We start from the raw sequence: 24,621 nt of genomic DNA, 5'->3' as shown, positions 1-24,621 counted from the left end.
ATGGAGTGTGTAGCGCCGCTCTGGAGTCTCTTGCGATGAAGCGGAATAAGCAACAATGATCCTCCCCGACGGCTATTCCGACGTCCCCGCCGGCAAGATCGCCGCCGTCGTCACGCATCTCGAGATGACCGCACCTCCCGCGCGCCGTGACGACCCGCCCGGCGCGTGGACCCTGCGCAAGGTCGTTGCACCCGCGCTCGATTGGTATCGCGACCTCCACCGCCGCGTCGGCGAGGAGTGGTTGTGGTTTTCACGCGCCCGCATGAACGATGCGGAGCTTGCCGCGGTCATCCACGCACCCGGAATAGAGGTCTACACCCTGGTCGCGGACGGCCACGACGAAGGCCTGCTGGAGCTTGACTTCCGCGAGGCCGGCCAGTGCGAGCTGGTCTATTTCGGCGTCACCGCAGGATTGATCGGGCGAGGCGCCGCCCGCTTCCTGATGAACCGTGCGCTGGAGCTCGCATGGTCGCGCGAGCTGCGCCGCGTCTGGGTGCACACCTGCACCTTCGACCATCCCTCCGCCGTCGCGTTCTATCAGCGCTCCGGCTTCCTCCCGTTCCGCCGCCAGATCGAGATCGCCGATGATCCGCGTCTCGACGGCACCGCGCCGCGCGATGCGGCGAAGCATGTGCCGATTATCGAATAGTGTGTGCACGGTCGTAGCCCGGACGAGCGAAGCGACATCCGGGAACGGTCTGAGCAAGGATCCCCCGCATGTCGCTAACGCTCATGCGGGCTACGTCAGCACTTCCTCAAAACACCTTCTGCTCCGCCCTTGCCAGCGTAAACCCGCGCTGCATCGCATTGAAGCAGGTCAGCCCCGCCTGCTCAGACCGGCAGGTGAAGCCAGCGCGCTGCCAGACCTCGCCATAGGCGAGCACCGGCAGCGATGGGTCCATCACCGTGTCGCCGGCGCAGATGCGGCCGGCGCTGCCTTTCGCGCTCATCTCGAAGGCGTGGCCGTAATCGAGCTCGCAGTCGGCGGGCCGGCGTGGGCGGGCCTCCATGTTCATGATGTCGCAGCGGAGCACGGCTTTGTCGTTCGTTTGGCCGTTATCGGCAAAGAACTGGCAGGCGATGTTTTTCGACGGCGTCAGAAAGCCGATCGGGCGGTCCTGCGCGCTTGCGGCGCCGGCTCCGATCAACGCAAGCAGGGTCGATGCCAGGATGACGGCGCGGGGCCCGATCATGCAATTCCCCTTGAGACTAGCTGTCGAACTTGACCGCCGTGGTGTTGGCGCCGCAGACCAGCACTGCGACGCGTTCGCCGGGTGAGGGACGATAGCGGCCGGACAGTAGCGCGGCAAATGCGGCTGCGCCGCCGGGCTCGGCCACGAGACGCAGGCTCGACCATAAAGCTGCCTGGGCTTGCCGGATCGCCTCGTCGCTGACCAGGACGACCCGCTCGACATGGGCCCGCGCGATCGGGAACATCAATTCACCGACGCGCCGCGGCGCAAGGCTGTCGGCGGCGAGGCCGCCGGCCGGCGCATCGACCGGTGCTCCCGCCGCGATAGCGGCGTGCAGGGTCGGCGATTGCTCGGGCTCGACCGCGACGATGCGCGTCTGGCCTTTGTACCACGCCGCAATGCCGCCGATCAGCCCGCCGCCGCCGACCGCCACCAGGAGCGTATCGATGCCGGGCGCGTCCTGCTCCAGCTCCAGGGCGACGCTGCCCTGGCCGAGCAGGGTCTCGGCCTGGTCGTAGGCATGAACTGCCATTGCACCGGTCCGTGCAACATGCGCTTCGCTCGCGGCGAGTGCATCGGCGTAGCGGCTGCCCGCGATCACGAGTTTCGCGCCATACCCCTTGATCCGCTCGGCCTTGGCTGGCGAGGTGATATCGGGCACGAAGATCGTGGCGGGAATGCCGAGCCGCTGCGCCGCATAGGCGACCGCTGCCCCGTGATTGCCGCCGGATGCGGCGACCACGCCCGCCTCCGGCACCGGTCGCAGCAGCAGATTGGCAAATGCGCCCCGCGCCTTGAACGATCCGGAATGCTGCAGCATCTCGAGCTTGAACGTGATGGGCGCCGCCGGCAGGCCGAAATCGGCGAGATCGGCCATAATGAGGGGCGTGCGCCTTACGTGCGGACGAATGACGGCTTCGGTCGCCGCAATCCGCTCCCGCGTGATGTCCATTGTCGCTGTTATGATGCCGTCCTTGATAGCCTATCCTGGAGTTGACATCAATTAGGTAATTAGCAAAATGGCTAAATGAAATTCACTGTTGCCCTGCGCGCGCTGGCCAACGAACGTCGCCTGCAGATCCTGGACTGGCTGCGGGATCCGCGGAGGCATTTTCGCGAGCAGGCCGATGGCGACCTGGTCGAGGACGGCGTCTGCGGATTGCTGATCGCCGAGAAGCTCGGCGTCAGCGCGCCGACCGTGAGCGAGCACATGCGGGTCCTGACGGCCGCAAAGCTGGTGCGCGCCAAGCGGATCAAGCAGTGGACGATGTACAAGCGCAACGAAACCGCCATCGCCGCCATCAAGCGCTCGATCCAGGACGGCCTTTGACCGCGCAGCGCGCACCTCGCGCGTGATGTTGCAGGTGCCGTTGCAACCGGCGCAATGCTCCATTTCCATATTCTTTCTTGCGCCGCGCCGATCTTGTCGTGGAAACTGATCGGCCCCGCCGCGTCCCATCAACGAGAAGAGCGAGAACCATGTTCCTGATCGGCCAATATGATTCCCCCTTCGTCCGCCGCGTCGCGATCGCGCTGCGGCTTTACGGACTCGTCTTCGAGCACTGGCCGTGGTCCACCTTCGGCGATGCCGACAAGATCGCGCCCTATAATCCGCTGCGCCGCGTCCCGACGCTGGTGCTGGACGACGGCGAGGCGCTGATCGAGAGCACGGTCATCCTCGATTACCTCGACGAGCGTGTCGGCGAGGGGAAGGCGATGCTACCGCGTAGTGGCGCCGAGCGGCGCAAGCACCTGCGCATCTGCGCGCTCGCTTCCGGTCTCGGCGACAAGGCGGTGAGCCTGCTCTATGAGCGCGTGCTGCGGAAGGAGCAGCTCGCATTGTGGGTCGAGCGCTGCCAGGCGCAGATCGGCGACGTGCTCGGCGTGCTCGACGCCGAGCGTGCGAAGGTGGCGACGCCGTACTGGCTGGGTGATCGCATTGGCCATGCCGATATCGCGGTTGCCTGCGTCGTGCGCTTCACCCGCGAAGCGCATCCGCTTCTGTTCGACGCGGCGCGCTATCCGGCGCTTGCGGCGCACGCCGACCGCTGCGAGGCGCTGGCGCCGTTCCAGGAGATCGTGCAGCCGCTGGCGCCGCCGAAGGGGTGAACATGCCTCTGTCCGTCATCCCGGGGCGCGCGGAGCGCGAGCTATGATGCGCAATTGCGCATCTGAGAATCCATCGGGCAGCTTGGGTCGCGGATGAATGGATTCCGGCTCGCGCCAAGTGGCGCGCCCTGGAATGACGGTCTGGAAGCAGGCGCAGTGTCGTAGCCCGGATGAGCGAAGCGAAATCCGGGGCAGCTGGTCCCGCATGTCGCTTCGCTCATGCGGGCTACAAGGTCGTCATCCCAGGCTCGCGCCCCTGCTTCGCAGACGTCGCCAAAGGGGTGAAAATGCGCTCCTATTTCCGCGAACAGGGCTTGATCTCGCCAGCTGCGGTCTTCAGGACGATCGGATTTGGCGACAGTCTTATGCCGAAGAACAATTGAGAGCCGGACACCTTGTCGTTCGCCCCCTGATGGACGTCCAGGTCGAGCTTCGCTGCGATCTCGGATGTCAGCTTGGCCTTCTCCTCCATCGAGATCTTGTTGTGATATTTGATCTCGTAGACGACATCGGCCTCCAGAACGGACCGCGTCTGGCACACCACGCCGCCGCTCGAAACGTTCAGGGTCACCGCGTCCTCGCATTCCGCCTTCAGCAATGCGTTCCGGGTCGAGATCAGCGACTCGTCGGAAATCAGCAGGATGTTGGCGTTCTCGAGCTTGAGGTTGACCGCTTCGACCTGCTGCATCCCGGCGACAGCCGACAGCTTCTCCCTGACCTCTGCCGATACGTCGAGTTTCTTCTCGAGCGATTGCTTCAACTCCCGGTCGACAGTGCGTGATTTCTGGATCTTGCTGGCCAGGAGCGTGGGGTCGACGTCGCAGGTCGGATGCAGTTCCAGCCGGCCGTCGCTCAGATACTCGATCGTGTTGATCGTGCCGGGACCGCCGAACGTGCTCGGCGGCACCACCTCGAAATATCCGGTCTCGGAGAGGATGGCCGTGATCGTCTGCTTCTTGCGCGGGAATCCGACCCAGACTGCAACCATCACCAGGCCGATCGCGACAAATACTCCGCTACCAAGCCAAAGCCATTTGCGGCTGGTTACTTTCCCGGGCAGCACAACTGACTTCGTTCGCCGCATGGCACGTAGCCTTTCGGACAGTCCGCCGCGGCAATCGTGGGCAGTACGACGAGAGCGATCGCGGCGACGAACAGTGCAATGAACTGCTTCATATGTTCGATCCCAAGCAAACCGTCGGTTCGAAGGTAGTAGGCCGATAGAGTAGCGAATCAAGGTTGAGCGGACAAGTGATCGAGTTCACACGAGTCCGGTTCCCGCGAGCAAAGTTGTGTCTGTTGTTTGAAGATGTAAGTGGACGTCGTGACGTCGCCACGTGCTCCGTCATTGCGAGCCAACGGGTCCGCGCAAAGCGCGGCCCCGTTGGCTCGCAATGACGGGATTGGGACATCGCATCCGCCGGAGTGCGAAACCGGAGCGGTGGGGCGATGATGGAATGCTACAGCCGTAGCCCGGATGAGCGAAGCGATATCCGGGGAAGCTGGTCCCGCATGTCGCTTCGCTCATGCGGGCTACGAACCTGCGGAAGGCCCGGCTCGCGTTTCGCGCCCACGGAATGACGGCGATGGGCGAGGCGGACAGTGTTAGACGGGCACGATAGGCGAGGATGGAATATTACTGCTGTTTTGCCCGACGTCGCAAGTCGTTTCGGTAAGACCGAAATATCTCAAGCTGTTCAACCCCATCTCTACTGTGCATGGGGTTGTTTTCTCATTTTTGTTTTAGAGGCGGGTCTACCCCGCACCCGCGCGCTTCTTCTGCCAGACGAGGTGCACCGCGCAGGTGCAGCCCGGCGGATGCGAGGCGAGATCCTTTGACGTCTCGTCGTTCGCCGGCGTCGCCGCGAAGGCCTTGTCGGCCCCCTCTCGCGCCGGGATGTAGTTCAGCACCGGCGCGAGCCAGCGCTCGGCCTCAGTGACCGTCATGCCCTTGCGCGCGGCATAATCCTCGACCTGGTCGCGCTCGATCTTGCCGACGCCGAAATAATAGCTCGCGGGGTTTGCGAAATAGAGCCCGGACACGCTCGAGCCCGGCCACATCGCAAAGTTCTCGGTCAGCTTCACGCCGGCAGTTGCCTCCGCGTCGAGCAGCTCGAACAGCGTCGCCTTCTCGGTGTGATCGGGCTGCGCGGGATAGCCGGGTGCGGGGCGGATGCCCTGGTATTTCTCCAGGATCAGATCGTCGCAGGAGAGTGCTTCGTCCGGCGCGTAGGCCCAGAACTCGCGGCGCACGCGGGCATGCATGCGCTCGGCGAAGGCTTCGGCCAAGCGATCAGCCAAAGCCTTGCACAGGATCGAGGAGTAGTCGTCGTTGGCCATCTTGAAGCGGTCGGCGACGGCATCCTCGCCGATGCCGGCCGTGACGACGAAGCCGCCGACATAATCGGGCACGCCGGTGCCAACAGGCGCGACGAAGTCGGCGAGCGCCGCGTTGAAACGGCCCTCGCGCTTTTCGAGCTGCTGGCGCAGCGTGTGCAGCGTCGCGATGCTCTTGGTCCGGCTCTCGTCGGCGTACAGCACGATATCGTCGCCTACCGCATTCGCCGGCCAGAAGCCGATCGCGGCACGCGCCCGGAACCATTTCTCCTTGACGATCAGGTCGAGCATTTTTCGCGCGTCATCGTAGAGCGAACGCGCGACCTCGCCGACCTTGGCGTCGTCGAGGATCGCGGGGAAGCGCCCGGCGAGCTCCCAGGTCTGGAAGAACGGCGTCCAGTCGATATAGGGCGCGAGCTCGGCGAGGTCGTATTCGTCGAAGGCCCTGGTGCCGAGGAAGGTCGGCTTCACCGGCTTGTTCGCGGCAAAATCGACTGGCACGCGGTTGGCGCGGGCGGCGGCGAGCTTCAGCCGCTTCTTGTCGGCCTGCGCGCGCAGATGCGCGTCGGAGATCTTGGCGTATTCGGCGCGCACCTCGGCGGCATAGGCCACGCGCTTCTCCGGCGAGAGCAGCGCGGAGGCGACGCCGACGGCGCGGCTGGCGTCGTTAACGTGCACGACGGGACCGGCGCGGTAGCTCGGGTCGATCTTGACCGCCGTATGCACGCGGCTCGTGGTGGCGCCGCCGATCAGCAGCGGCAGCTTCAAGCCTTCGCGCTGCAATTCGCCGGCGAAGAACGCCATCTCGTCGAGCGAAGGCGTGATCAGGCCGGACAGGCCGACGATGTCGGCCTTCTCCGCCTTCACGGTCTCGACGATCTTGGCCGCCGGCACCATCACGCCGAGGTCGATGACCTCGAAATTGTTGCACTGGAGCACGATGCCGACGATGTTCTTGCCGATGTCGTGGACGTCGCCCTTGACGGTCGCGAGCACGATCTTGCCGGCGGACGAGGAGCCTTCGGTGCCGATGCCATTGGCAAGGTTGCGCGCCTTCTCCTCCTCCATGAACGGCATCAGCCAGGCGACCGCCTGCTTCATCACGCGGGCGGACTTCACCACCTGCGGCAGGAACATCTTGCCGTCGCCGAAGAGGTCGCCGACGACGTTCATGCCGGCCATCAGCGGGCCCTCGATGACGTCGAGCGGACGCGACGACGCCTTGCGCGCTTCCTCGGTATCCACTTCGATGAACTCGGTGATGCCGTGGACCAGCGAATGCGACAGCCGCTTCGCCACCGGCCATTCGCGCCAGGCGAGGTCGGCTTCCTTGGTCTGGGTCTTGTTGCCGCGGAATTTTTCCGCAAGCGCCAGCAGCCGTTCCGATGCGCCCGGATCGCGATTGAGGATGACGTCCTCGCACACCTGGCGCAATTCAGCATCGATGTCGTCATAGACGATCATCTGCCCGGCATTGACGATGCCCATGTCCATGCCGGCCTTGATGGCGTGATACAGGAACACCGAGTGCATGGCCTCGCGCACCGGCTCGTTGCCGCGGAACGAGAACGAGAGGTTGGAGACGCCGCCCGAGATATGCGCGCCCGGCAGATTCTGGCGGATCCAGCGCGTCGCCTCGATGAAGTCGACGCCGTAATTGTTGTGCTCTTCGATGCCGGTCGCAATCGCGAAGATGTTGGGATCGAAGATGATGTCCTCGGGCGGGAAGCCGACGCGGTTCACCAGGATGTCGTAGGCGCGCTTGCAGATCTCGGTCTTGCGCGCGAACGTATCGGCCTGGCCGACCTCGTCGAAGGCCATGACCACGACAGCCGCACCATGACGGCGGGCGATCTTGGCCTCGTGGATAAACTTCTCCTCGCCCTCCTTCATCGAGATCGAATTGACGACCGGCTTGCCCTGCACGCATTTCAGGCCGGCCTCGATCACCGAGAATTTCGAGCTGTCGACCATCACGGGGACGCGGGCGATGTCGGGCTCGGCGGCGACGAGGTTGAGGAAGGTCACCATCGCCGCTTCGGAGTCGAGCAGGCCCTCGTCCATGTTGACGTCGATGATCTGCGCACCGTTCTCGACCTGGTCGCGCGCGACTTGCAGCGCGGCGGTGTAGTCGCCGGCGGTGATCAGCTTGCGGAAGCGTGCCGATCCGGTGACGTTGGTGCGCTCGCCGACGTTCACGAAGGGGATCGCGTCCGTCAGGATGAACGGCTCGAGGCCGGAGAGCCGCAAGCGCGGTTCGATCTCCGGCACGATGCGCGGCTTGTGCGGGGCAACCGCCGCGGCGATCGCAGCGATGTGTTCCGGTGTGGTGCCGCAGCAGCCGCCGACGATGTTGACCAAACCATCACGCGCGAACTCGCCGACCAGGCGCGCCATGTATTCCGGCGTCTCGTCATACTGGCCGAATTCGTTGGGCAGGCCGGCATTGGGATACGCGCAGACCAGCGTGTCGGCGACGCGGCCGATATCGGCGATATGGGCGCGCAGGTCTTCGGCGCCGAGCGCGCAATTGAAGCCGATGGTGATGGGCTTGGCGTGCCGCACCGAATTCCAGAACGCTTCCGGCATCTGCCCGGAGAGCAGGCGGCCGGACTTGTCGGTGATGGTGCCCGACACCATCACCGGCATGTCGATGCCGCGCTCTTCGGTGATCTCGGCGATCGCGTAAAGCGCCGCCTTGGCGTTCAGCGTGTCGAAGATGGTCTCGACCAGCAGCAGATCGACGCCGCCATCGAGCATGCCGCGCATCTGCTCGCCATAGGATTTGCGCAGATCGTCGAAGGTGACGGCGCGGTAGCCGGGGTTGGAAACGTCGGGCGAGATCGAGGCGGTGCGGTTGGTGGGGCCGATGGCGCCGGCGACGAAGCGCGGCTTGCCGTCTTCGGCGGCGACGCGCCGTGCGGCATTGCCGGCGAGGCGGGCGCCTTCGCGCGCCATCTCGTAGACGATGTCGGTGAGGTCGTAATCGGCCTGCGCGATCGAGGTCGTGGAGAAGGTGTTGGTCGCGACGATGTCGGCGCCGGCGCGCAAGTACGCGGCGTGGATGTCCTCGATCGCCTGCGGCTGGGTCAGGATCAACAGATCGTTGTTGCCGCGCAGGTCGCGATGGAAGTTCTTGAAGCGCTCGCCGCGGAAGGCGGCCTCGTCGAACTGGAGGTTCTGGATCATCGTGCCCATGGCGCCGTCGAGCACCAGGATGCGCTCACGGGCGGCTTTGAGCAGGGCAGTTCGCTTGGCGGAAACGGGTACGGTCATCTTGGGTCAAGCTGCCTTCTGCGCGCTCTTGGCGCGAATGCCGAGCAAATGGCTGATCGCGAACACGAGATCGGCGCGGTTCATGGTGTAGAAATGGAAGGTGTCGACGCCGTGCTTCGCCAGCTTCTGCACCTGGCCGGCGGCGACGGTGGCCGCCACTAGCTTGCGGGTCTCGGCGTCGTCGTCGAGGCCATCGAATTTTTCGGCAAGCCAGTCCGGCACGGAGGTGCCGGCGCGCGTGACGAAGGCTCTCGCCTGCTTGAAATTGTGCATGGGCATGATGCCCGGCACGATCGGGATGTCGATGCCGCGGGCGCGGACGCGGTCGAGATAGCGGAAGTAGAGGTCGTTATCGAAGAACACCTGCGTGATCGCGCGGGTGGCGCCGGCATCGACCTTGGCCTTCAGCATGTCGATGTCGGCATCGAAATCGCGCGCTTCAGGGTGCTTCTCGGGATAGGCGGACACCGATACTTCGATGTCGCCGTGCCGCTTCTTGATGCCCGCGACGAGGTCGGCGGAGCTCTGGTAGCCGTCGGGATGGCTGGAATAGGGCGTGCCGATGCCGCCGGGCGGATCGCCGCGCAGGCCGACGATGTGGCGGACGCCGACCTCGTGGTAGCGGTCGACGATCTCGTCGATCTCGCCGCGCGAGGCGCCGACGCAGGTCAGGTGCGCGGCCGGCAGCAGCGCAGTCTCCTTGAGAATGCGGGCGATGGTCGAATGGGTGCGCTCGCGGGTCGAGCCGCCGGCGCCATAGGTCACCGAGACGAATTTCGGGTCGAGTGGGGCGAGCCGGTTGATGGTCTCCCAGAGATTGCGCTCCATCTCCTCGGTCTTGGGCGGAAAGAACTCGAAGGAGATCGCAGGCCGCTTCAGGTGCCCGTCTTGCCCGTCGGCTGTCGCAGGCTTCGTCAGATCAGTCATGGCACCACTCACTCCAGGTCTTCGCGGCCTGCGGTCAGGTCTAGATTGGGAGTAGCCAAGATAAGCCAAAGCGGCCGCACTCGACAGCCCATCGGAGATGGGAAGTCGCCCACTTGGCCCTAGATGTGTTGAATTTTCTCACCCGTAAGATGGTTTGTGGGAATCGCATCAAGTCGATAAAATATGTAAAATCAATATGTTGTTTCGCGTCCGCGGTAATTGGATGGTTGACATTCGGGTGGGCAGGATAAATTTGCCGTCACGGCAATGTCGCTTGTCCCAACGCCTCGTTTGGCGGGGCGCATCGGCTCGCACACGCCAGACCTGCGCTGTCTGCCCATTGCCGCCGCGCGGCCCTCCACTACGTTAACGCGCCATGATCCCGCTCTCAGTCCTCGACCTCTCCGTCGTCACCACAGGCACAAGACCCGCCGCGGCGCTGCGCAACAGCATCGATCTGGCGCGCCATGTCGATGGGCTCGGCTATGTCCGCTATTGGCTCGCCGAGCATCACAACCTCGCCTCCGTCGCGAGCCCGGCGCCCGACGTGATGATCGGGCAAATCGCGGCGGTGACGAAGCACATCCGCGTCGGCTCCGGCGGGGTGATGCTGCCCAACCACGCCCCGCTGGTGGTGGCCGAACGCTTCAAGATGCTGGAGGCGCTGTTTCCCGGTCGCATCGACCTCGGCCTCGGCCGCGCCCCCGGCACCGACGGCGCCACCGCCTACGCGCTGCGCAGCCGGCTCGACCGCCGCGAGGGCGACGATTTCCTGGAACGGCTGCACGAATTGATCCTGTGGGAGACCCGCGAATTCCCGTCGGGCCATCCCTACAACGACGTCGTCGCGATGCCCGACGACACCAGGCTGCCGCCGATCTGGCTGCTCGGCTCCAGCGATTATTCGTCGGAACTGGCCGCGCAAGTCGGCATGGGCTTCGCCTTCGCGCACCACTTCGCATCCCATGATGCGATCGATGCGATGGTGCATTACCGCAACCGCTTCCAGCCCTCGGCCTGGCGCGCCACGCCGCACGCGATCCTCGCCGTCGCCGTCATCGCGGCGGAGACCGACGAGGAAGCTGAAAAGCTCGCGACATCCTTCGACCTCAATCGCCTCCGCCGCGACCGCGGTCAGTATCTGCCGCTGCCGAGCGTCGAGGAGGCGCTGGCCTATCCCTATTCCGACGCCGAGCGCACCTCGATCACCCGCAACCGCTCGCGCCTGTTCGTCGGCAGCCCTGCGACCGTGCAGCAGAAGCTCCAGCCGCTGATCGATTCCAGCAAGCCGGACGAATTGATGGTGATCACTGCGGTGTACGACCACGAGGCGCGAAAGAAGTCGTATTCGCTGCTGGCGGAGGCGTTCGGGCTGAAAGCGGCCGCGTAGAGCTCTCGTGCCCCGGGCACAGCGCAGCGCCCTTCGGCGGTGCGCTGCAGAGCCGGGGCCCATCGCGCCCCGGGTATCGTGGCCTCTGGGTCCCGGCTCGCGCTTCGCGCGTCCGGGACACGAGATCAATCCTGCTGTGTCTCGCTGAACGTCGCCCGGAACGGGTGGCCGGGATACACGCCGACGATGCGGAATTCGCGCGAGAAGAATTTCAGCTCCTCGATTGCGAAGGCGAGGCCCTTGTCTTCAGGGTGGCCGTCGACGTCGGCGTAAAACTGCGTGGCGAAGAAGTTGCCGTCGACCATGTAGCTCTCGAGCTTGGTCATGTTGACGCCGTTGGTGGCAAAGCCGCCGAGCGCCTTGTAGAGCGCGGCCGGCAAATTGCGCACGCGGAATACAAACGTGGTGACCAGCGGGCCCGAGCCCTGCGCGGCCCATTTCGGCTCGCGCGCCAGCACCACGAAGCGCGTGGTGTTGTGGGCCTCGTCCTCGATGTCCTCGGCGAGGATGTCGAGGCCGTAGATCTTTGCGGCCAGGCGAGAGGCGATCGCGGCGACCGTCTTGTCCTTGCGCTCGGAGATGTCGCGGGCGCTGCCGGCGGTGTCGGCGTGCACGATCGGCTTGATGTCGAGCTTGCGGATGATGCGCCGGCACTGACCGAGCGCATGCACATGGCTCTCGACGGACTTGATGTCGGAGATCCTGGTCCCCTTCACCGCCATCAGCTGATGGCGGACCGGCAGAAACCATTCGCCGACGATGAAGAGGCCGGAAGCCGGCAGGAGGTGATGGATATCGGCGACGCGGCCGGCGACCGAATTCTCGATCGGGATCATGCCGAGATCGGCTTCACCCGACGAGATCGCCGACAGCGCGTCCTCGAAGGTGGCGCAGGGCATCGGCTCGGCGTCGGGATAGGCCTCGACGATGGCGATGTGGGAATTGGCCCCAGGCTCGCCCTGGAATGCGATTTTCAGCTTGCTCATGATCGGCCTTGTAGCAGCGGCTCAGGATTTGGAAAGGATGCTGCGGACGGTTTCGAGATCGGGCGGCGTGTCGACGCCGCGGGGCACGCTGTCGACGATGATGATGTCGATGCGCATGCCGGCTTCCACCGCCCGGAGCTGTTCCAGGCTCTCCTGACGCTCCAGGGGCGAAGGCGGCAGTGACACGAACCGCTCCAGCGCAGCGCGGCGGTAGGCGTAAAGGCCGATGTGATGGTAACGCGGTCCGTTGCCGTAAGGGGCCGTGGCGCGGGTGAAATATAGTGCCCGCAGCCGCCGCGGCCCGATCGGCGAACCAACGGCCTTCACGACGCTCGGCGCGAGGTCCTCTTCCTCGGTGTGGATCTGCGAGGCCAGAGTCACGATGTCGACCGCGGGGTCGGCAAACGGCGGCAACACCTCGCGGATGGTCTGCGGCGTGATCGTCGGGAAATCGCCCTGGAGATTGATCACGATCTCGGCCTTGCCTTCGGGATCGAGCTTCTGCATCGCCTCGTGGATGCGGTCGGAGCCGGAGGGGTGCGTGGCGCGGGTCATCACGGCCTCGCCGCCATGGGCTGATACGACGGACGCGATCTCCGGCGTGTCGGTTGCCACCGCGACCCGGCCGATGCCGGCAGCCTCGGCGCGGCGCAGCACATGCACGATCATCGGCAGGCCCGCGATGTCGGCGAGCGGCTTGCCGGGCAGGCGGGTAGCGGCCATGCGGGCCGGGATCAGTACCAGGATGCGGGGATCGGTCATCGGGTCAAGGGCCTGGAAATGGGGCGTTTTCCGCGCCGAGAAATGGGGTGGGGACGGGTTCAAAGCCGGGTCGCTTATACGGGTTGCCAGACCCCGGGCAAACCGATATCTCAATGGCAAAACTCGGGGGAAAGACAAGGAACGTGTGATTCTCCTGAGGCTCGTCCTGGCGGCCGCCCGGCCGCTCAATCCTTCTCAGCGGTGTGGGGCCTGGCCGGAAATGGACTCTTTCGAACTCAATAAAATTCTCGGTGCCGTGCTCGGCACCTGTCTGATACTGCTGGTGACGAGCTTCACCGCGAGTGCGCTGTTCTCGCCCAAGATGCCGGAAAAGCCGGGCTTTGAGATCGCCGTGAAGGAAGATGCTGGCCATGGCAGGGAAGGCGGCGCCGCCGCTGCGGCCTCCGAGCCGATCGAAAAGCTGCTCCAGACCGCTTCCGTCGAGAAGGGCGCTGCCGCCGCCAAGAAGTGCGGCGCCTGCCACACCTTCGAGAAGGGCGGCCCGAATCGCGTCGGTCCGAACCTCTATGGCGTCGTCGGCGAGGCTCGGGGCGAGGGTCGCAATGGCTTCAACTTCTCGGCGGCCATGAAGGGCAAGGGCGGCACCTGGACGTTCGACGACCTCAACAAGTTCATCGCCAATCCGAAGGGCTTCATCCCGGGCACTGCGATGGGCTTCGCCGGCATTCCCAAGGATTCCGAGCGCGCCGATGTCATCGCCTATCTGAATTCGCTGTCGGAGCATCCCAAGCCGCTGCCGACGGCGTCGAAGTAAGGTCTCAAAAACCCGTCTTGGAAGATGCGGCCAGGCTGAAAAGCCTGGCCGTTTGCTTATCCGGGCCTCGCGAGGTCGTTATCGGGACCTTTGGCCGCAGCGAATGGCGGGGCGGGCTTCCAAGATGAGGAAAAAGCAACATATTCCGTCGAAACCTCGCCTATATTGGGAACTTAAAGGAGTAGCCTCCTTCAAGACAGGAATGTTGATTTGGCCATTACCCGACGCGATCTCCTGCTCACCGGCACTGCGGCCGCAGCGCTCCCCGCCCTCGGTTCCGTAGCGGGCGTTCCCGTCGTCGGCGCGGCCGCGGCGCAATCGGCCGCAGAAGCGGCTTCAAGTGCGCCCCCTTGGCGCCATGCGTTGTCGCTGTTCGGAAAGGTCAAGTACCCCGCTGACTTCAAGCGCTTCGACTACGTCAATCCGGAAGCGCCCAAGGGCGGGGTCGCGCGCCAGATCGCCGTCGGCACGTTCGACAATTTCAACATCGTCGTCTCCGGTGTGAAGGGGCAGGTCGCCGGCGCCGTCGCATTCATCTACGAATCCCTGCTGACGCCGGCGCTCGACGAAGTCTCGACCGAATACGGCGCGCTGGCCGAAGCCGTCAGCCATTCGGACGATTTCTCGTTCGTCACCTATCGTTTGCGGTCGCAAGCCAAATGGCATGACGGCAAGCCGGTCACCCCGGATGACGTGATCTTCTCGCTCGATTCCTTCAAGAAGCACCATCCGATGTACTCGGCGTACTACAGTCATGTGGTGAAGGCCGAGAAGGTCGGCGAGCGCGAGGTGAAATTCGTGTTCGACGCGCCGGGCAACCGCGAGCTGCCGCAGATTGTCGGGCAGCTCACGGTCCTGCCGAAGCATTGGTGGGAGGGAACGGACGCGCAGGGCCGCAAGCGCGATGTTTCCGCCACCACGCTCGAAGTGCCGCTTGGCTCCGGCCCCTACAAGGTCAAGGAATTCGTTGCCGGACGGTCGATCGCGCTGGAGCGCGTCAAGGACTATTGGGGCCGCGACCTGCCCGCCAATGTGGGCCGCAACAATTTCGACGAGCTGCGCTACGAGTATTTCCGCGACGCCACCGTCGCGATCGAGGCTTTCAAGGCCGACCAGGTCGATTGGCGCACCGAGAACAGCGCCAAGAACTGGGCGACCGCCTACGACTTCCCGGCCGTGAGCGAAAAGCGCGTGATCCTCGAAGAGTTCGCCAATCGCAGCTCGGGCGTGATGCAAGCCTTCGTGCCGAACCTGCGCCGCGCCAAGTTCAGCGATCCCCGCGTTCGCCGTGCGCTCAACTACGCGTTCGACTTCGAAGAGATGAACAAGCAGATCTTCTACGGTCAATACAAGCGCATCACCAGCTATTTCGACGGTATCGACGAGCTCATGGCGACCGGCTTGCCGCAGGGGAAGGAGCTCGAAATCCTCGAGACCGTCCGCGCCGAAGTGCCGCCCGAAGTCTTCACGACGGCCTACACCAATCCGGTCGGCGGCAGTCCGGAAGCCGTGCGCGACAATCTGCGTGAGGCGCTGCGCCTGTTCAAGGAGGCCGGCTATGAGGTGCGCGACCGCAAGCTGATCGACATCAAGACCGGTACGCAGTTCTCGCTGGAATTGCTGAATTCCGATCCGAGCTTTGAGCGGATCACGCTGTTCTACAAGCCGTCGCTGGAGCGGCTCGGCATCGCCGTCAGCGTGCGGACGGTCGATCCGACGCAATACGAGAACAGGACGCGCGACTGGGATTTCGACGTCGTCACCAACTCATGGGGCGAGTCGCAGTCGCCGGGCAACGAGCAACGCGAATTCTGGTCGTCCAAGACGGCCGGCATCGCCGGCTCGCGCAACATTGCCGGCATCAAGAATCCGGCGATCGACAAGCTGATCGAGCGGGTGATCTACGCCAGGGATCGCGACGATCTCGTCGCTGCGACCAAGGCGCTCGACCGCGTGCTGCTGTGGAATCACTACGTCGTGCCGCAGTGGACCTATACCAAGGTGCGCACCGCGCGCTGGGACCGCTTCGGCCGGCCGTCGGAATTGCCCAGATACGGTCAGTCCGGCTTCCCCTTCATCTGGTGGTACGACGCAGACAAGGCGGCACGGATCGCAAAGAAGTCGTGAAGGACATTTCCCGCATGACGCAGATGTCACGCCGCCATGTGCTGGCTTTGGGTGCCGGCGGTGCCCTCGGTGCGTCCATTGGCGCACCGCTGTTACGCGGCGCGCGCGCATCGGAGGCGGGGACCGAGGCCCACGGCATCTCGGCCTTCGGCGATCTCAAATATCCCGCCGACTTCCACCATTTCGACTATGTCAATCTGGATGCGCCGAAGGGCGGCACGTTCTCCCTCATCCCGTCGGTGCGCGCCTACAATCAGTCCTACCAGACCTTCAACTCGCTCAACGCCTTCATTCTGAAGGGCGACGGCGCGCAGGGCATGGACATGACGTTTGTGCCGCTGATGGTGCGCGCGAATGACGAGCCGGACGCGATGTACGGGCTTGCCGCCAAATCCGTGCGGATATCGCCGGACAGGCTGGTCTATCGCTTCACGATGCGGCCCGAGGCGAAATTCCACGACGGCACGAAGCTCACCGCCCACGACGCGGCGTTTTCGCTGACGGCGCTGAAATCCAAGGGACATCCGCTGATCATCGTGCAGATGCGTGACATGGTCAGCGCGGAGGCGATCGACGACGCGACGCTGGTCGTCACCTTTGCCAAGGGACGCGCGCGCGACGTGCCGCTCTATGTCGCGAGCCTGCCGATCTTCTCGAAGGCTTACTATGCGTCTCGTCCGTTCGACGAAACGTCGCTGGAGATTCCGCTGGGCTCGGGTCCCTACAAGGTCGGCAGGTTCGAGGTCAATCGTTACATCGAATACGAGCGGGTGAAGGACTGGTGGGCGGCCGATCTGCCGCCCTGCCGCGGCAGCTACAATTTCGACATCGTGCGCTATGAGTTCTATCGCGACCGCGATGTCGCCTTCGAGGGTTTTACCGGCAAGAGTTATCTCTACCGCGAAGAGTTCACCTCCCGCATCTGGGCGACGCGCTACGACTTTCCGGCCGTGAAGGACAAGCGCGTCAAGCTCGAAATCGTACCCGACGACACGCCGTCCGGCGCGCAAGGTTGGTTCATCAACATGCGGCGCGAGAAGTTCAAAGACCCGCGCGTGCGCGAGGCCCTGATCAATGCCTTCGACTTCGAATGGACCAACAAGACCATTATGTACGGCGCCTATGCCCGTACGGTATCGCCATTCCAAAACTCCGATCTCATGGCGGGCGACAGCGCTCCTTCGCCGGAAGAGCTGAAGCTGCTGGAGCCGTTTCGCGGTCAGGTTCCCGATGAAGTGTTCGCCGCACCGTTCACGCCGCCGGTCTCGGACGGCTCCGGGCAGGATCGAAGCCTGTTGCGCAAGGCGCAGCAGTTGCTGAGCGAGGCCGGCGTGCCGATCAAGGACGGCAAACGGGTGCTGCCGAACGGCGAGGTCTTCAGGATCGAGTTCCTGCTGGACGAGCCCTCCTTCCAGCCGCACCATGCGCCCTACATCAAGAACCTGGGCACGCTCGGCATCGAAGCGAGCGTGCGCCTCGTCGATGCCGTGCAGCACAAGGCGCGCCAGGAGGATTTCGACTTCGACATGACGATCCAGCGTTTCAGCATGTCGGCGACGCCGGGCGATGCCATGCGCGCATTCTTTTCTTCGCAGGTCGCCGCGACCAAGGGCTCGTACAATCTCGCGGGCGTCGCCAGCCCGGCCATCGACGCCATGATCGAGAAAATCATGGCGGCCGACAACCGTGAGGACCTCACGATCGCCTGCCGCGCCTTCGACCGCCTGTTCCGCGCCGGCCGCTATTGGGTGCCGCAATGGTATAACAAGACGCACCGGCTTGCTTATTGGGATCAGTTCAGTCATCCGCAGAAGCTGCCGCGTTATGCCAACGGCGTCGGCGCGCCCGACATTTGGTGGCATGAACCCGCCAAGGCCGCCAAGCTCGAGCAGGCGAAATAATCATGAGCGCGTATATCGCCCGCCGCATCCTCCTGATGATCCCGACATTGCTCGGAATCCTCTTCGTCTCCTTCGTCGTCGTGCAGTTCGCGCCTGGCGGTCCGGTCGAGCGCGTGATCGCGCAGCTCTCCGGCGCCGATACCGGCGGCACTTCGCGCATTTCAGGCGGTAGCGATTTTGCGCAGCGGGCCCCGGGACAGGTCGGCGCCGGTGGCGATGCCATCAACTCGAAATATCGCGGCGCGCAGGGGCTCGATCCTGATTTCATCAAGAAGCTGGAGGCGCAATTCGGCTTCGACAAGCCGGCACCGGAACGCTTTGCGCTGATGGTGTGGAATTTCGCCCGCTTCGATTTCGGCAAGAGCTATTTTCGCGACGTCAGCGTGATTCAGCTGATCAAGGAGAAGCTGCCGGTCTCGATCTCGCTCGGCATCTGGCTGACGCTGATCACCTATCTGATCTCGATCCCGCTCGGCATCCGCAAGGCCGTGAAGGACGGCACGCGGTTTGACACCTGGACGTCGAGCATTCTCGTGCTGGGCTATGCCATTCCCGGCTTTCTGTTCGCAATCCTCCTCATCATCCTGTTTGCCGGCGGCTCCTTCTTTAACTGGTTCCCGCTGCGCGGACTGACTTCGGACGGCTGGTCGCAGTTTCCCTGGTACTGGAAGATCCTCGATTATTTCTGGCATCTGACGCTGCCGCTGATCGCCATGGGGCTCGGCGCGTTCACCACCATGACGTTCCTGACCAAGAATTCGTTCCTGGACGAGATTCGCAAGCAATACGTCATGACCGCGCGCGCCAAGGGCTGCAGCGAGGGGCGGGTGCTTTACGGCCACGTTTTCCGCAATGCGATGCTGATCGTGATCGCCGGGTTCCCCGGGACCTTCATCCACGCCTTCTTCTCAGGCTCGCTTCTGATCGAGACCATCTTCTCGCTGGACGGGCTCGGGCTGCTGAGCTTCGAGAGCGTGCTCAACCGCGACTATCCCGTGGTGTTCGGCACGCTCTACATCTTTTCGTTGGTCGGCCTCGTGATCAACCTGATCTCCGACCTGACCTATATGTGGATCGACCCCCGGATCGATTTCGAGGCGCGGGAGGTCTGATGACGGTTATCGCGCCGACGCCGATCGAAACCACGACCCAGTCTCCGCTGGGCGAGGTCGTTCCGATCACGCGCAAGCCGTTCGTCCCTTCGCCGCTGAACAGGCGGCGATGGCAGAATTTCAAGGCCAACCGCCGCGGCTACTGGTCGTTCTGGATATTCATCGCCCTGTTCGTGGTCTCGTTGTTCGCCGAGCTGATCGCCAACGATCGGCCTTTCCTGGTCAAATTCGACGGCCGTCTCTATTGGCCTGCCTTCGTGACCTATTCGGAAACCACCTTCGGCGGCGATTTCGAGACGGCGGCCGACTACCGCGACCCCTACTTGCAGAAGCTCATCAAGGACAAGGGCGGCGCCATCGTCTGGCCCCTGATCCGCTATTCCTACGACACCCACAATCTCGACTTGCCGACGCCGGCGCCATCGCCACCGACCTGGATGCTGACCGAAGCGCAGTGCAAGCTTGTCGTCGAGAAGAAGGGGCTGAAGAGCTGCCGCGACCTCGAATACAACTGGCTGGGTACGGACGATCAGGGGCGCGACGTGGTGGCGCGGCTGATCTATGGCTTCCGCATCTCGGTGCTGTTCGGCCTCTGCCTCACGATCATCTCATCCGTCATCGGCATCGCAGCGGGAGCGGTGCAGGGCTATTTCGGCGGCCGGGTCGATCTCATCTTCCAGCGCTTCATCGAGATATGGACGGCAATTCCCTCGCTCTACCTTCTCTTGATCCTGTCCTCGGTCCTCGTGCCGGGCTTCTTCGTACTTCTCGGCATCCTGCTGCTGTTCTCCTGGGTCTCGCTGGTCGGTCTCGTGCGGGCCGAGTTCCTGCGCGGGCGCAACTTCGAATACATCCAGGCCGCGCGGGCGCTCGGCGTCTCCAACCCGGTCATCATGTTCCGACACCTGCTGCCGAACGCGATGGTCGCTACCATGACGTTCCTGCCGTTCATCGTCTCCTCGTCGGTGATGACGTTGACGGCACTCGACTTCCTTGGCTTCGGCCTGCCGCCCGGCTCCCCCTCGCTCGGCGAGCTGCTGTCGCAGGCCAAGTCCAACGTGCAGGCGCCGTGGCTCGGTTTCTCCGGCTTCTTCTCGGTCGCGATCATGCTGTCGCTGTTGATCTTCATCGGCGAAGCCGTGCGCGACGCCTTCGATCCGCGCAAGACGTTCAGGTAGGCCAATGGACGCGATCAATCAGCCCCTGCTTGCCGTGCGCGACCTTTCGGTGGCCTTCCACCAGGGTGGTGCCACGACACTCGCGGTCGACAAGGTCTCGTTCCAGATCAAGCGCGGCGAATGCCTGGCGCTGGTCGGCGAATCCGGCTCCGGCAAGTCCGTGAGCGCGCTCTCGATCCTGAAGCTGCTGCCCTATCCGAACGCCTCGCACCCCTCGGGAAGCATCCGCTTCAAGGGACAGGAGCTGATCGACCAGTCCGAGCAGCAGATGCGGGAGGTCCGCGGCAGCGACATCTCCATCATCTTCCAGGAGCCGATGACCTCGCTCAACCCGCTGCACACGATCGAGGCGCAGATCGGCGAGATCATCCAGCTGCATAATCCGACCAGCAACGCGGTGGCGCGCAAGCGGACGCTGGAGCTGCTGACCCAGGTCGGCATCCCCGATCCGGAGACGCGCCTCAACAGCTATCCGCACCAGCTCTCCGGAGGCCAGCGTCAGCGCGTGATGATCGCGATGGCGCTCGCCAACGAGCCCGACCTGCTGATCGCGGACGAGCCGACCACGGCGCTCGACGTCACCGTGCAGGCGCAGATCCTGGCGCTGCTCGCCGAGATCCGCGCGCGGCTCGGCATGAGCCTGCTCTTCATCACCCATGATCTCGGCATCGTGCGCCGCATCGCCGACCACGTCTGCGTCATGAAGAGCGGCGAGATCGTCGAGCAGGGGCCGGTCGAGCAGGTGTTCAAGACGCCGAAGCATCCCTACACGCGCGACCTGCTCGCGGCCGAGCCGAAGCCGGATCCCGCGCCGCCGCAGCCGGGTGCGCCGGTGGTGATGTCGGCCGACGACCTGAAAGTGTGGTTTCCGATCAAGCGCGGCTTGATGCGCAAGACGGTTGGCCACATCAAGGCGGTCGACGGCGTCAGCGTCGCCGTGCGCAAGGGCGAGACGCTCGGCGTCGTCGGTGAATCCGGCTCAGGCAAGACCACGCTGGGGCTTGCGCTGCTGCGGCTGATCTCCTCGAACGGGCGCATCGTGTTCCTGGGGAAAGACATCCAGGGCCTGCGCTTCAAGGAGATGCGGCCCTTCCGGCGCGACATGCAGATCGTGTTCCAGGATCCGTTCGGCTCGCTCAGTCCGCGCATGTCGGTCGCCGACATCATCGCCGAAGGCCTCTCCGTGCATCAGCCGAAACTGTCGCGCGAGGAACGCGAGGAGCGCGTCGTCAAGGCGCTCGAGGATGTCGGGCTGAAGCCCGACACCCGCTACCGCTACCCGCATGAGTTCTCCGGCGGCCAGCGCCAGCGCATCAGCATCGCGCGCGCGGTGGTGCTGGAGCCGGATTTCGTGGTGCTGGACGAGCCGACCAGCGCGCTCGACATGCTGTTCCAAGCGCAGATGGTCGATCTGTTGCGCGAGCTCCAGCGCAAGCGCGATCTCACCTACATGTTCATCTCGCACGATTTGCGCGTCGTCGCCTCGCTTGCCAGCCATCTGATCGTGATGCGCGGCGGCAAGGTGGTCGAGGAGGGCCAGGCGGCCGAGCTGTTCAAGAACCCGAAGAGCGATTACACGCGCGCGCTGTTCGCGGCGGCGTTCCGGCTGGAGACGGCCGGGAATGGATCGGTGGCGACGTAGCTTTCGTTACAGCCGCTTGATCGCCACGACTTCGCTGCCGGCCTGCTTGATTCGCGCGATCGCCGGTTCGATCGGCTCGATCACCGTCGCCATATGATGCGCGTTGGCGTGAACCATGGTGCCGGCGTCGCGCACGATGGCGACATGGCCCTTCCAGAAGATCAGATCGCCGCGTTGCAGCTTGCTTCGCTCATGCGGCTCCAGAGCGCGTCCAAGGCCGGCCTGCTGCATGTCGCTGTCGCGCGGGCAGCCGGTGCCGGCCGCCGTCAGCGACACCTGCACGAGGCCCGAGCAGTCGATGCCGAGGCTGCTCTTGCCGCCCCAGAGATAGGGCGTGCCGACGAAGCGTTCGGCCACCACGACGAAGTCCGGCTCGCGATGATCGAGCGGGACGAGATGCGCCTTCGGCAGATAGGCTCCGTCGCGCGTCACCGCGAAGCCGCCGTCCTCGCGGGCCACCGCGAGCTTCGATCCCATCACGAGCGTGCCGGCTGGCGGCAGCTTGATCGAGGGACCGGGAAAGGCAAAGGTCCTGAGCGCGCTGACCTTGTGCGTCGGGGCGGCCGTCGGCTTCATCAGCGCCGCATCGGGAAGCCAGCCGACATAGCCGTCACCGCCAAGCTGGCCCCAGGCCCAGCCCTCGCCATTGCGATCGTAGACCGTGACGCGCTCGCCGCGCAGCGCCTCCGTCATCAGCATCGCGCCCGAGGACGGCTGCTCGCGCACCGCTGCAATCGCCTCCGTCACCTCGAATTCCTCGCCGGTGACGAAGCGCTCCGCCTGCACCTTGCCTTCGAGATATTTGGCGGCGAGGTCGGCCCGCGCCGGCGTTACTCGCGGATCATGCATAGCGCTCGCTCAGCAATGTGTAGATGGCGCGCGCGGCCTGGCATTCGCCGCCTTCGGGGCGCGCAGGCTTCGCTGACGGCGTCCAGCCATAGATGTCGACATGCAGCCAGCTCTTTGCCTGCTCGACGAAGCGTTGCAGGAACAGCGCACAGGTAATCGAGCCGGCAAAGCCGCCCGACGGTGCGTTGGTGATGGTGGCGGTCTTGGAGTCCAGCCAGGAATCGTAAGCCGGCCACAGCGGCATGCGCCACAGCGGATCGTTCTCCTTGACGGCGCAGCGCGCGACGTCGGCGGCAAGCATCTCATCATTGGTGTAAAAGGGTGGTAAATCCGGCCCCAGCGCGACGCGTGCCGCGCCGGTCAGCGTGCCGAGATCGATCAGCAGGTCGGGCTTCTCCTCGTCGGCGAGCGCCAGTGCGTCGGCGAGCACGAGCCGGCCTTCGGCGTCCGTATTGCCGATCTCGACCGTGATGCCCTTGCGCGATGTAAAAATGTCGAGCGGGCGGAAGGCATTGCCAGCGACCGCATTCTCGACCGCCGGAATCAGCACGCGCAGCCGGAGCTTCAGCTTCGCGTCCATCACCATGCGCGCGAGCGCCAGAACGTTGGCCGCGCCACCCATGTCCTTCTTCATGATCAGCATGCCGCTCGACGGCTTCAGGTCGAGCCCGCCGGTGTCGAAGCACACGCCCTTGCCGACCAGCGTCACCTTGGGATGGGCGGGATCGCCCCAGCCGATGTCAATCAGCCGCGGCGCGCGGTCCGAGGCCATGCCGACGGCGTGGATCAGCGGAAAATCTGTCCTCAGATCCTCGCCGATGGTGCAGGCGAAGCTCGCACCGAATTCGCTGGCGAGTTCTTGCGCGGCTGCGGCGAGTTCTTCCGGCCCCATGTCGTTGGACGGCGTGTTGATGAGGTCGCGCGCCAGCATCGCGGCCTCCGCCATGCGGCTGATCTCGATCGCGTCGACGCCGTCAGGCGGCACCAGACGGACATCGGGGCTATCCGCCTTGCGGTAGCGGGCGAAGCGGTAGCTGCCGAGCGCGAAGGCGAGTGCGGCGAGCCGTGCATCGTGCGGTGCATTGGCAAAGCGATAAGTGCCCGGCGGCAGCAGGCCGGGCAGGGCGCCCGGCCGGAACAGGTCGCGGGATCTTGCGCCCTCGTCCTCGAGGCCGAACAGCACCTGCGCGATCGCACCGTCGGGGGCGGGCAGGGCAAGATAGCCGCCCGGCTTGGCGGCGAAGGCGCTCGCCGTGGCGAACTGGCGTTGCGCCGGCGGCAGCGTCTCGGCGACCTGATCCCAGCTCGACTTGGTGACGAAGGTGATCGGGATGGCGGTCGGCGACGTCTCGAAGACAAAAGGCATTGGCGGGTCCGGGTCGTCAGATCAGGCTGGTTATGCGGATGAACGAGACTTCGCAGAGTTTTGCCGTGGCCGCAATCGGCTTTGCCGTCACCCTGGAGCGAGCCGCTACTCGCAGCACGGGGGCCATGCTAGGTTCCGGCAACGGCCGCCAGGTGTAAACGGATCGCCGGCGGCCGAAGGCGAAGCCTGCCGGGAGGAAATGCAATGGACGTCGTGTGGAGCATGGTCACATTCATCGGCCAGGCCGTCGAGGCGATTTTCAGCTATGTCGACCATCATCATTGGATCTTCGCGTTCCTTGCCGGCGGCTACGTCTTCTATCTCCACGACCGCTCCGTACACGCGCGCTTCGATGCGCTCGACAAGCGCGTCGACGAAATCCGCAAGCGGCTTGCCATCGAATATTGATCTGGGGAGCCGAAACCGGCGACGGGCAGATCTCGTATCCATCCATGCTGAGAACTGCCGTTCACGCGCGCGCGGCCGCAGGGCTTTACTAGCGCTGTGGTTGTGGCATTATCGGCGGATATTTTAGATTGTGCCGCTCGGCTCTGCACGCATCGAGTGCAGGAACGCAATGGCACGCGGTTGATACTTGCCCCGGGGTTCGTCCTTGCTCGGGCCGAGACCGGTCTGAACCGTTCGTCGAAGGCATTTCTCTCATCGTATTAGGCGGCGCAGCATTCGCAAC

Annotated in this window: 20 protein-coding genes; 11 read left to right on the top strand and 9 right to left on the bottom strand. The window is 64.4% G+C overall.

Annotation, left to right across the window (positions count from 1 at the left end; translation table 11 throughout):
* Window positions 1-55: 55 nt before the first annotated feature.
* A complete protein-coding gene (locus tag XI09_RS23925; RefSeq protein ID WP_271569043.1) occupies window positions 56-649 on the top strand; it encodes a GNAT family N-acetyltransferase in 594 nt (197 codons plus the stop codon).
* A 106-nt stretch (window positions 650-755) separates the two neighbouring features.
* On the opposite strand, the gene XI09_RS23920 is transcribed toward XI09_RS23925, so the two are convergent.
* Both XI09_RS23920 and XI09_RS23915 read right to left on the bottom strand, forming a co-directional pair.
* Window positions 756-1,193 carry a DUF6636 domain-containing protein gene (locus XI09_RS23920; protein ID WP_271569042.1) on the bottom strand — a complete coding sequence of 146 codons (438 nt, stop codon included), beginning with the start codon at window positions 1,191-1,193 and terminating at the stop codon, window positions 756-758.
* Window positions 1,194-1,209: 16 nt separating this feature from the next.
* Entirely contained in the window at window positions 1,210-2,145 is a 936-nt protein-coding gene (locus tag XI09_RS23915) for a threonine/serine dehydratase (RefSeq protein ID WP_271569041.1), read from the bottom strand.
* Between the two features lie 75 nt (window positions 2,146-2,220).
* On the opposite strand from XI09_RS23915, the gene XI09_RS23910 reads away from it, so the two are divergent.
* Window positions 2,221-2,523, top strand: coding sequence for an ArsR/SmtB family transcription factor (locus XI09_RS23910; RefSeq protein ID WP_025576453.1), 303 nt, complete (start codon window positions 2,221-2,223; stop codon window positions 2,521-2,523).
* Window positions 2,524-2,672: 149 nt separating this feature from the next.
* Window positions 2,673-3,302 carry a glutathione S-transferase family protein gene (locus XI09_RS23905; protein WP_271569040.1) on the top strand — a complete coding sequence of 210 codons (630 nt, stop codon included), beginning with the start codon at window positions 2,673-2,675 and terminating at the stop codon, window positions 3,300-3,302.
* 295 nt (window positions 3,303-3,597) lie between these two features.
* Here XI09_RS23905 and XI09_RS23900 read toward each other — a convergent pair whose 3' ends face one another.
* From XI09_RS23900 to metF, 3 genes are all read right to left on the bottom strand, one after another.
* Window positions 3,598-4,386, bottom strand: a complete 789-nt coding sequence (locus XI09_RS23900; RefSeq protein ID WP_271569039.1) for a hypothetical protein — start codon at window positions 4,384-4,386, stop codon at window positions 3,598-3,600.
* Between the two features lie 671 nt (window positions 4,387-5,057).
* On the bottom strand, window positions 5,058-8,915 hold the full coding sequence (metH, locus tag XI09_RS23895) for a methionine synthase (protein WP_271569038.1): 3,858 nt from the start codon (window positions 8,913-8,915) through the stop codon (window positions 5,058-5,060).
* Between the two features lie 6 nt (window positions 8,916-8,921).
* Window positions 8,922-9,842, bottom strand: a complete 921-nt coding sequence (metF, locus tag XI09_RS23890) for a methylenetetrahydrofolate reductase [NAD(P)H] (protein ID WP_271569037.1) — start codon at window positions 9,840-9,842, stop codon at window positions 8,922-8,924.
* A 376-nt stretch (window positions 9,843-10,218) separates the two neighbouring features.
* Between metF and XI09_RS23885 the strand changes: the two genes are divergently transcribed.
* Complete coding sequence (locus XI09_RS23885; protein ID WP_271569036.1) at window positions 10,219-11,232, top strand: LLM class flavin-dependent oxidoreductase; 1,014 nt, start codon at window positions 10,219-10,221, stop codon at window positions 11,230-11,232.
* 125 nt (window positions 11,233-11,357) lie between these two features.
* Here XI09_RS23885 and XI09_RS23880 read toward each other — a convergent pair whose 3' ends face one another.
* Together XI09_RS23880 and XI09_RS23875 are read right to left on the bottom strand one after the other, a co-directional pair.
* The gene (locus XI09_RS23880) at window positions 11,358-12,218 is read right to left on the bottom strand and encodes a prephenate dehydratase (protein ID WP_271569035.1); all 861 of its coding nucleotides are present in this window, start codon (window positions 12,216-12,218) and stop codon (window positions 11,358-11,360) included.
* Window positions 12,219-12,239: 21 nt separating this feature from the next.
* Complete coding sequence (locus XI09_RS23875) at window positions 12,240-12,980, bottom strand: 3-deoxy-manno-octulosonate cytidylyltransferase (RefSeq protein WP_271569034.1); 741 nt, start codon at window positions 12,978-12,980, stop codon at window positions 12,240-12,242.
* 220 nt (window positions 12,981-13,200) lie between these two features.
* Between XI09_RS23875 and XI09_RS23870 the strand changes: the two genes are divergently transcribed.
* From XI09_RS23870 to XI09_RS23845, 6 genes are all read left to right on the top strand, one after another.
* Entirely contained in the window at window positions 13,201-13,755 is a 555-nt protein-coding gene (locus tag XI09_RS23870) for a c-type cytochrome (protein ID WP_271569033.1), read from the top strand.
* Window positions 13,756-13,965: 210 nt separating this feature from the next.
* Window positions 13,966-15,882: an extracellular solute-binding protein gene (locus XI09_RS23865; RefSeq protein ID WP_271569032.1), complete on the top strand. Its 1,917-nt coding sequence runs from the start codon at window positions 13,966-13,968 to the stop codon at window positions 15,880-15,882.
* 14 nt (window positions 15,883-15,896) lie between these two features.
* Window positions 15,897-17,783: an extracellular solute-binding protein gene (locus XI09_RS23860; RefSeq protein WP_271569031.1), complete on the top strand. Its 1,887-nt coding sequence runs from the start codon at window positions 15,897-15,899 to the stop codon at window positions 17,781-17,783.
* Window positions 17,784-17,785: 2 nt separating this feature from the next.
* A complete protein-coding gene (locus XI09_RS23855; RefSeq protein ID WP_271569030.1) occupies window positions 17,786-18,895 on the top strand; it encodes a microcin C ABC transporter permease YejB in 1,110 nt (369 codons plus the stop codon).
* A complete protein-coding gene (locus tag XI09_RS23850) occupies window positions 18,895-20,073 on the top strand; it encodes an ABC transporter permease (protein WP_271569029.1) in 1,179 nt (392 codons plus the stop codon). Before XI09_RS23855 ends, XI09_RS23850 begins: the two co-directional genes overlap by 1 nt.
* 4 nt (window positions 20,074-20,077) lie before the next feature.
* Window positions 20,078-21,715 carry an ABC transporter ATP-binding protein gene (locus tag XI09_RS23845; protein ID WP_271569028.1) on the top strand — a complete coding sequence of 546 codons (1,638 nt, stop codon included), beginning with the start codon at window positions 20,078-20,080 and terminating at the stop codon, window positions 21,713-21,715.
* 6 nt (window positions 21,716-21,721) lie between these two features.
* Here the strand turns inward: XI09_RS23845 and XI09_RS23840 are convergent, their stop codons facing one another.
* Together XI09_RS23840 and XI09_RS23835 are read right to left on the bottom strand one after the other, a co-directional pair.
* Entirely contained in the window at window positions 21,722-22,564 is an 843-nt protein-coding gene (locus XI09_RS23840; RefSeq protein WP_271569027.1) for a C40 family peptidase, read from the bottom strand.
* A complete protein-coding gene (locus tag XI09_RS23835; protein ID WP_271569026.1) occupies window positions 22,557-23,930 on the bottom strand; it encodes a leucyl aminopeptidase family protein in 1,374 nt (457 codons plus the stop codon). Before XI09_RS23835 ends, XI09_RS23840 begins: the two co-directional genes overlap by 8 nt.
* A 204-nt stretch (window positions 23,931-24,134) precedes the next feature.
* On the opposite strand from XI09_RS23835, the gene XI09_RS23830 reads away from it, so the two are divergent.
* Window positions 24,135-24,338, top strand: coding sequence for a hypothetical protein (locus tag XI09_RS23830; RefSeq protein ID WP_092186689.1), 204 nt, complete (start codon window positions 24,135-24,137; stop codon window positions 24,336-24,338).
* The last annotated feature ends 283 nt before the right edge of the window (window positions 24,339-24,621 follow it).

Source organism: Bradyrhizobium sp. CCBAU 11386 (assembly GCF_028128955.1).
GTDB lineage: Bacteria > Pseudomonadota > Alphaproteobacteria > Rhizobiales > Xanthobacteraceae > Bradyrhizobium.
The sequence above is the reverse complement of the archived record's forward strand: the minus strand, read 5'-3'. Positions and strand labels throughout refer to the sequence as shown.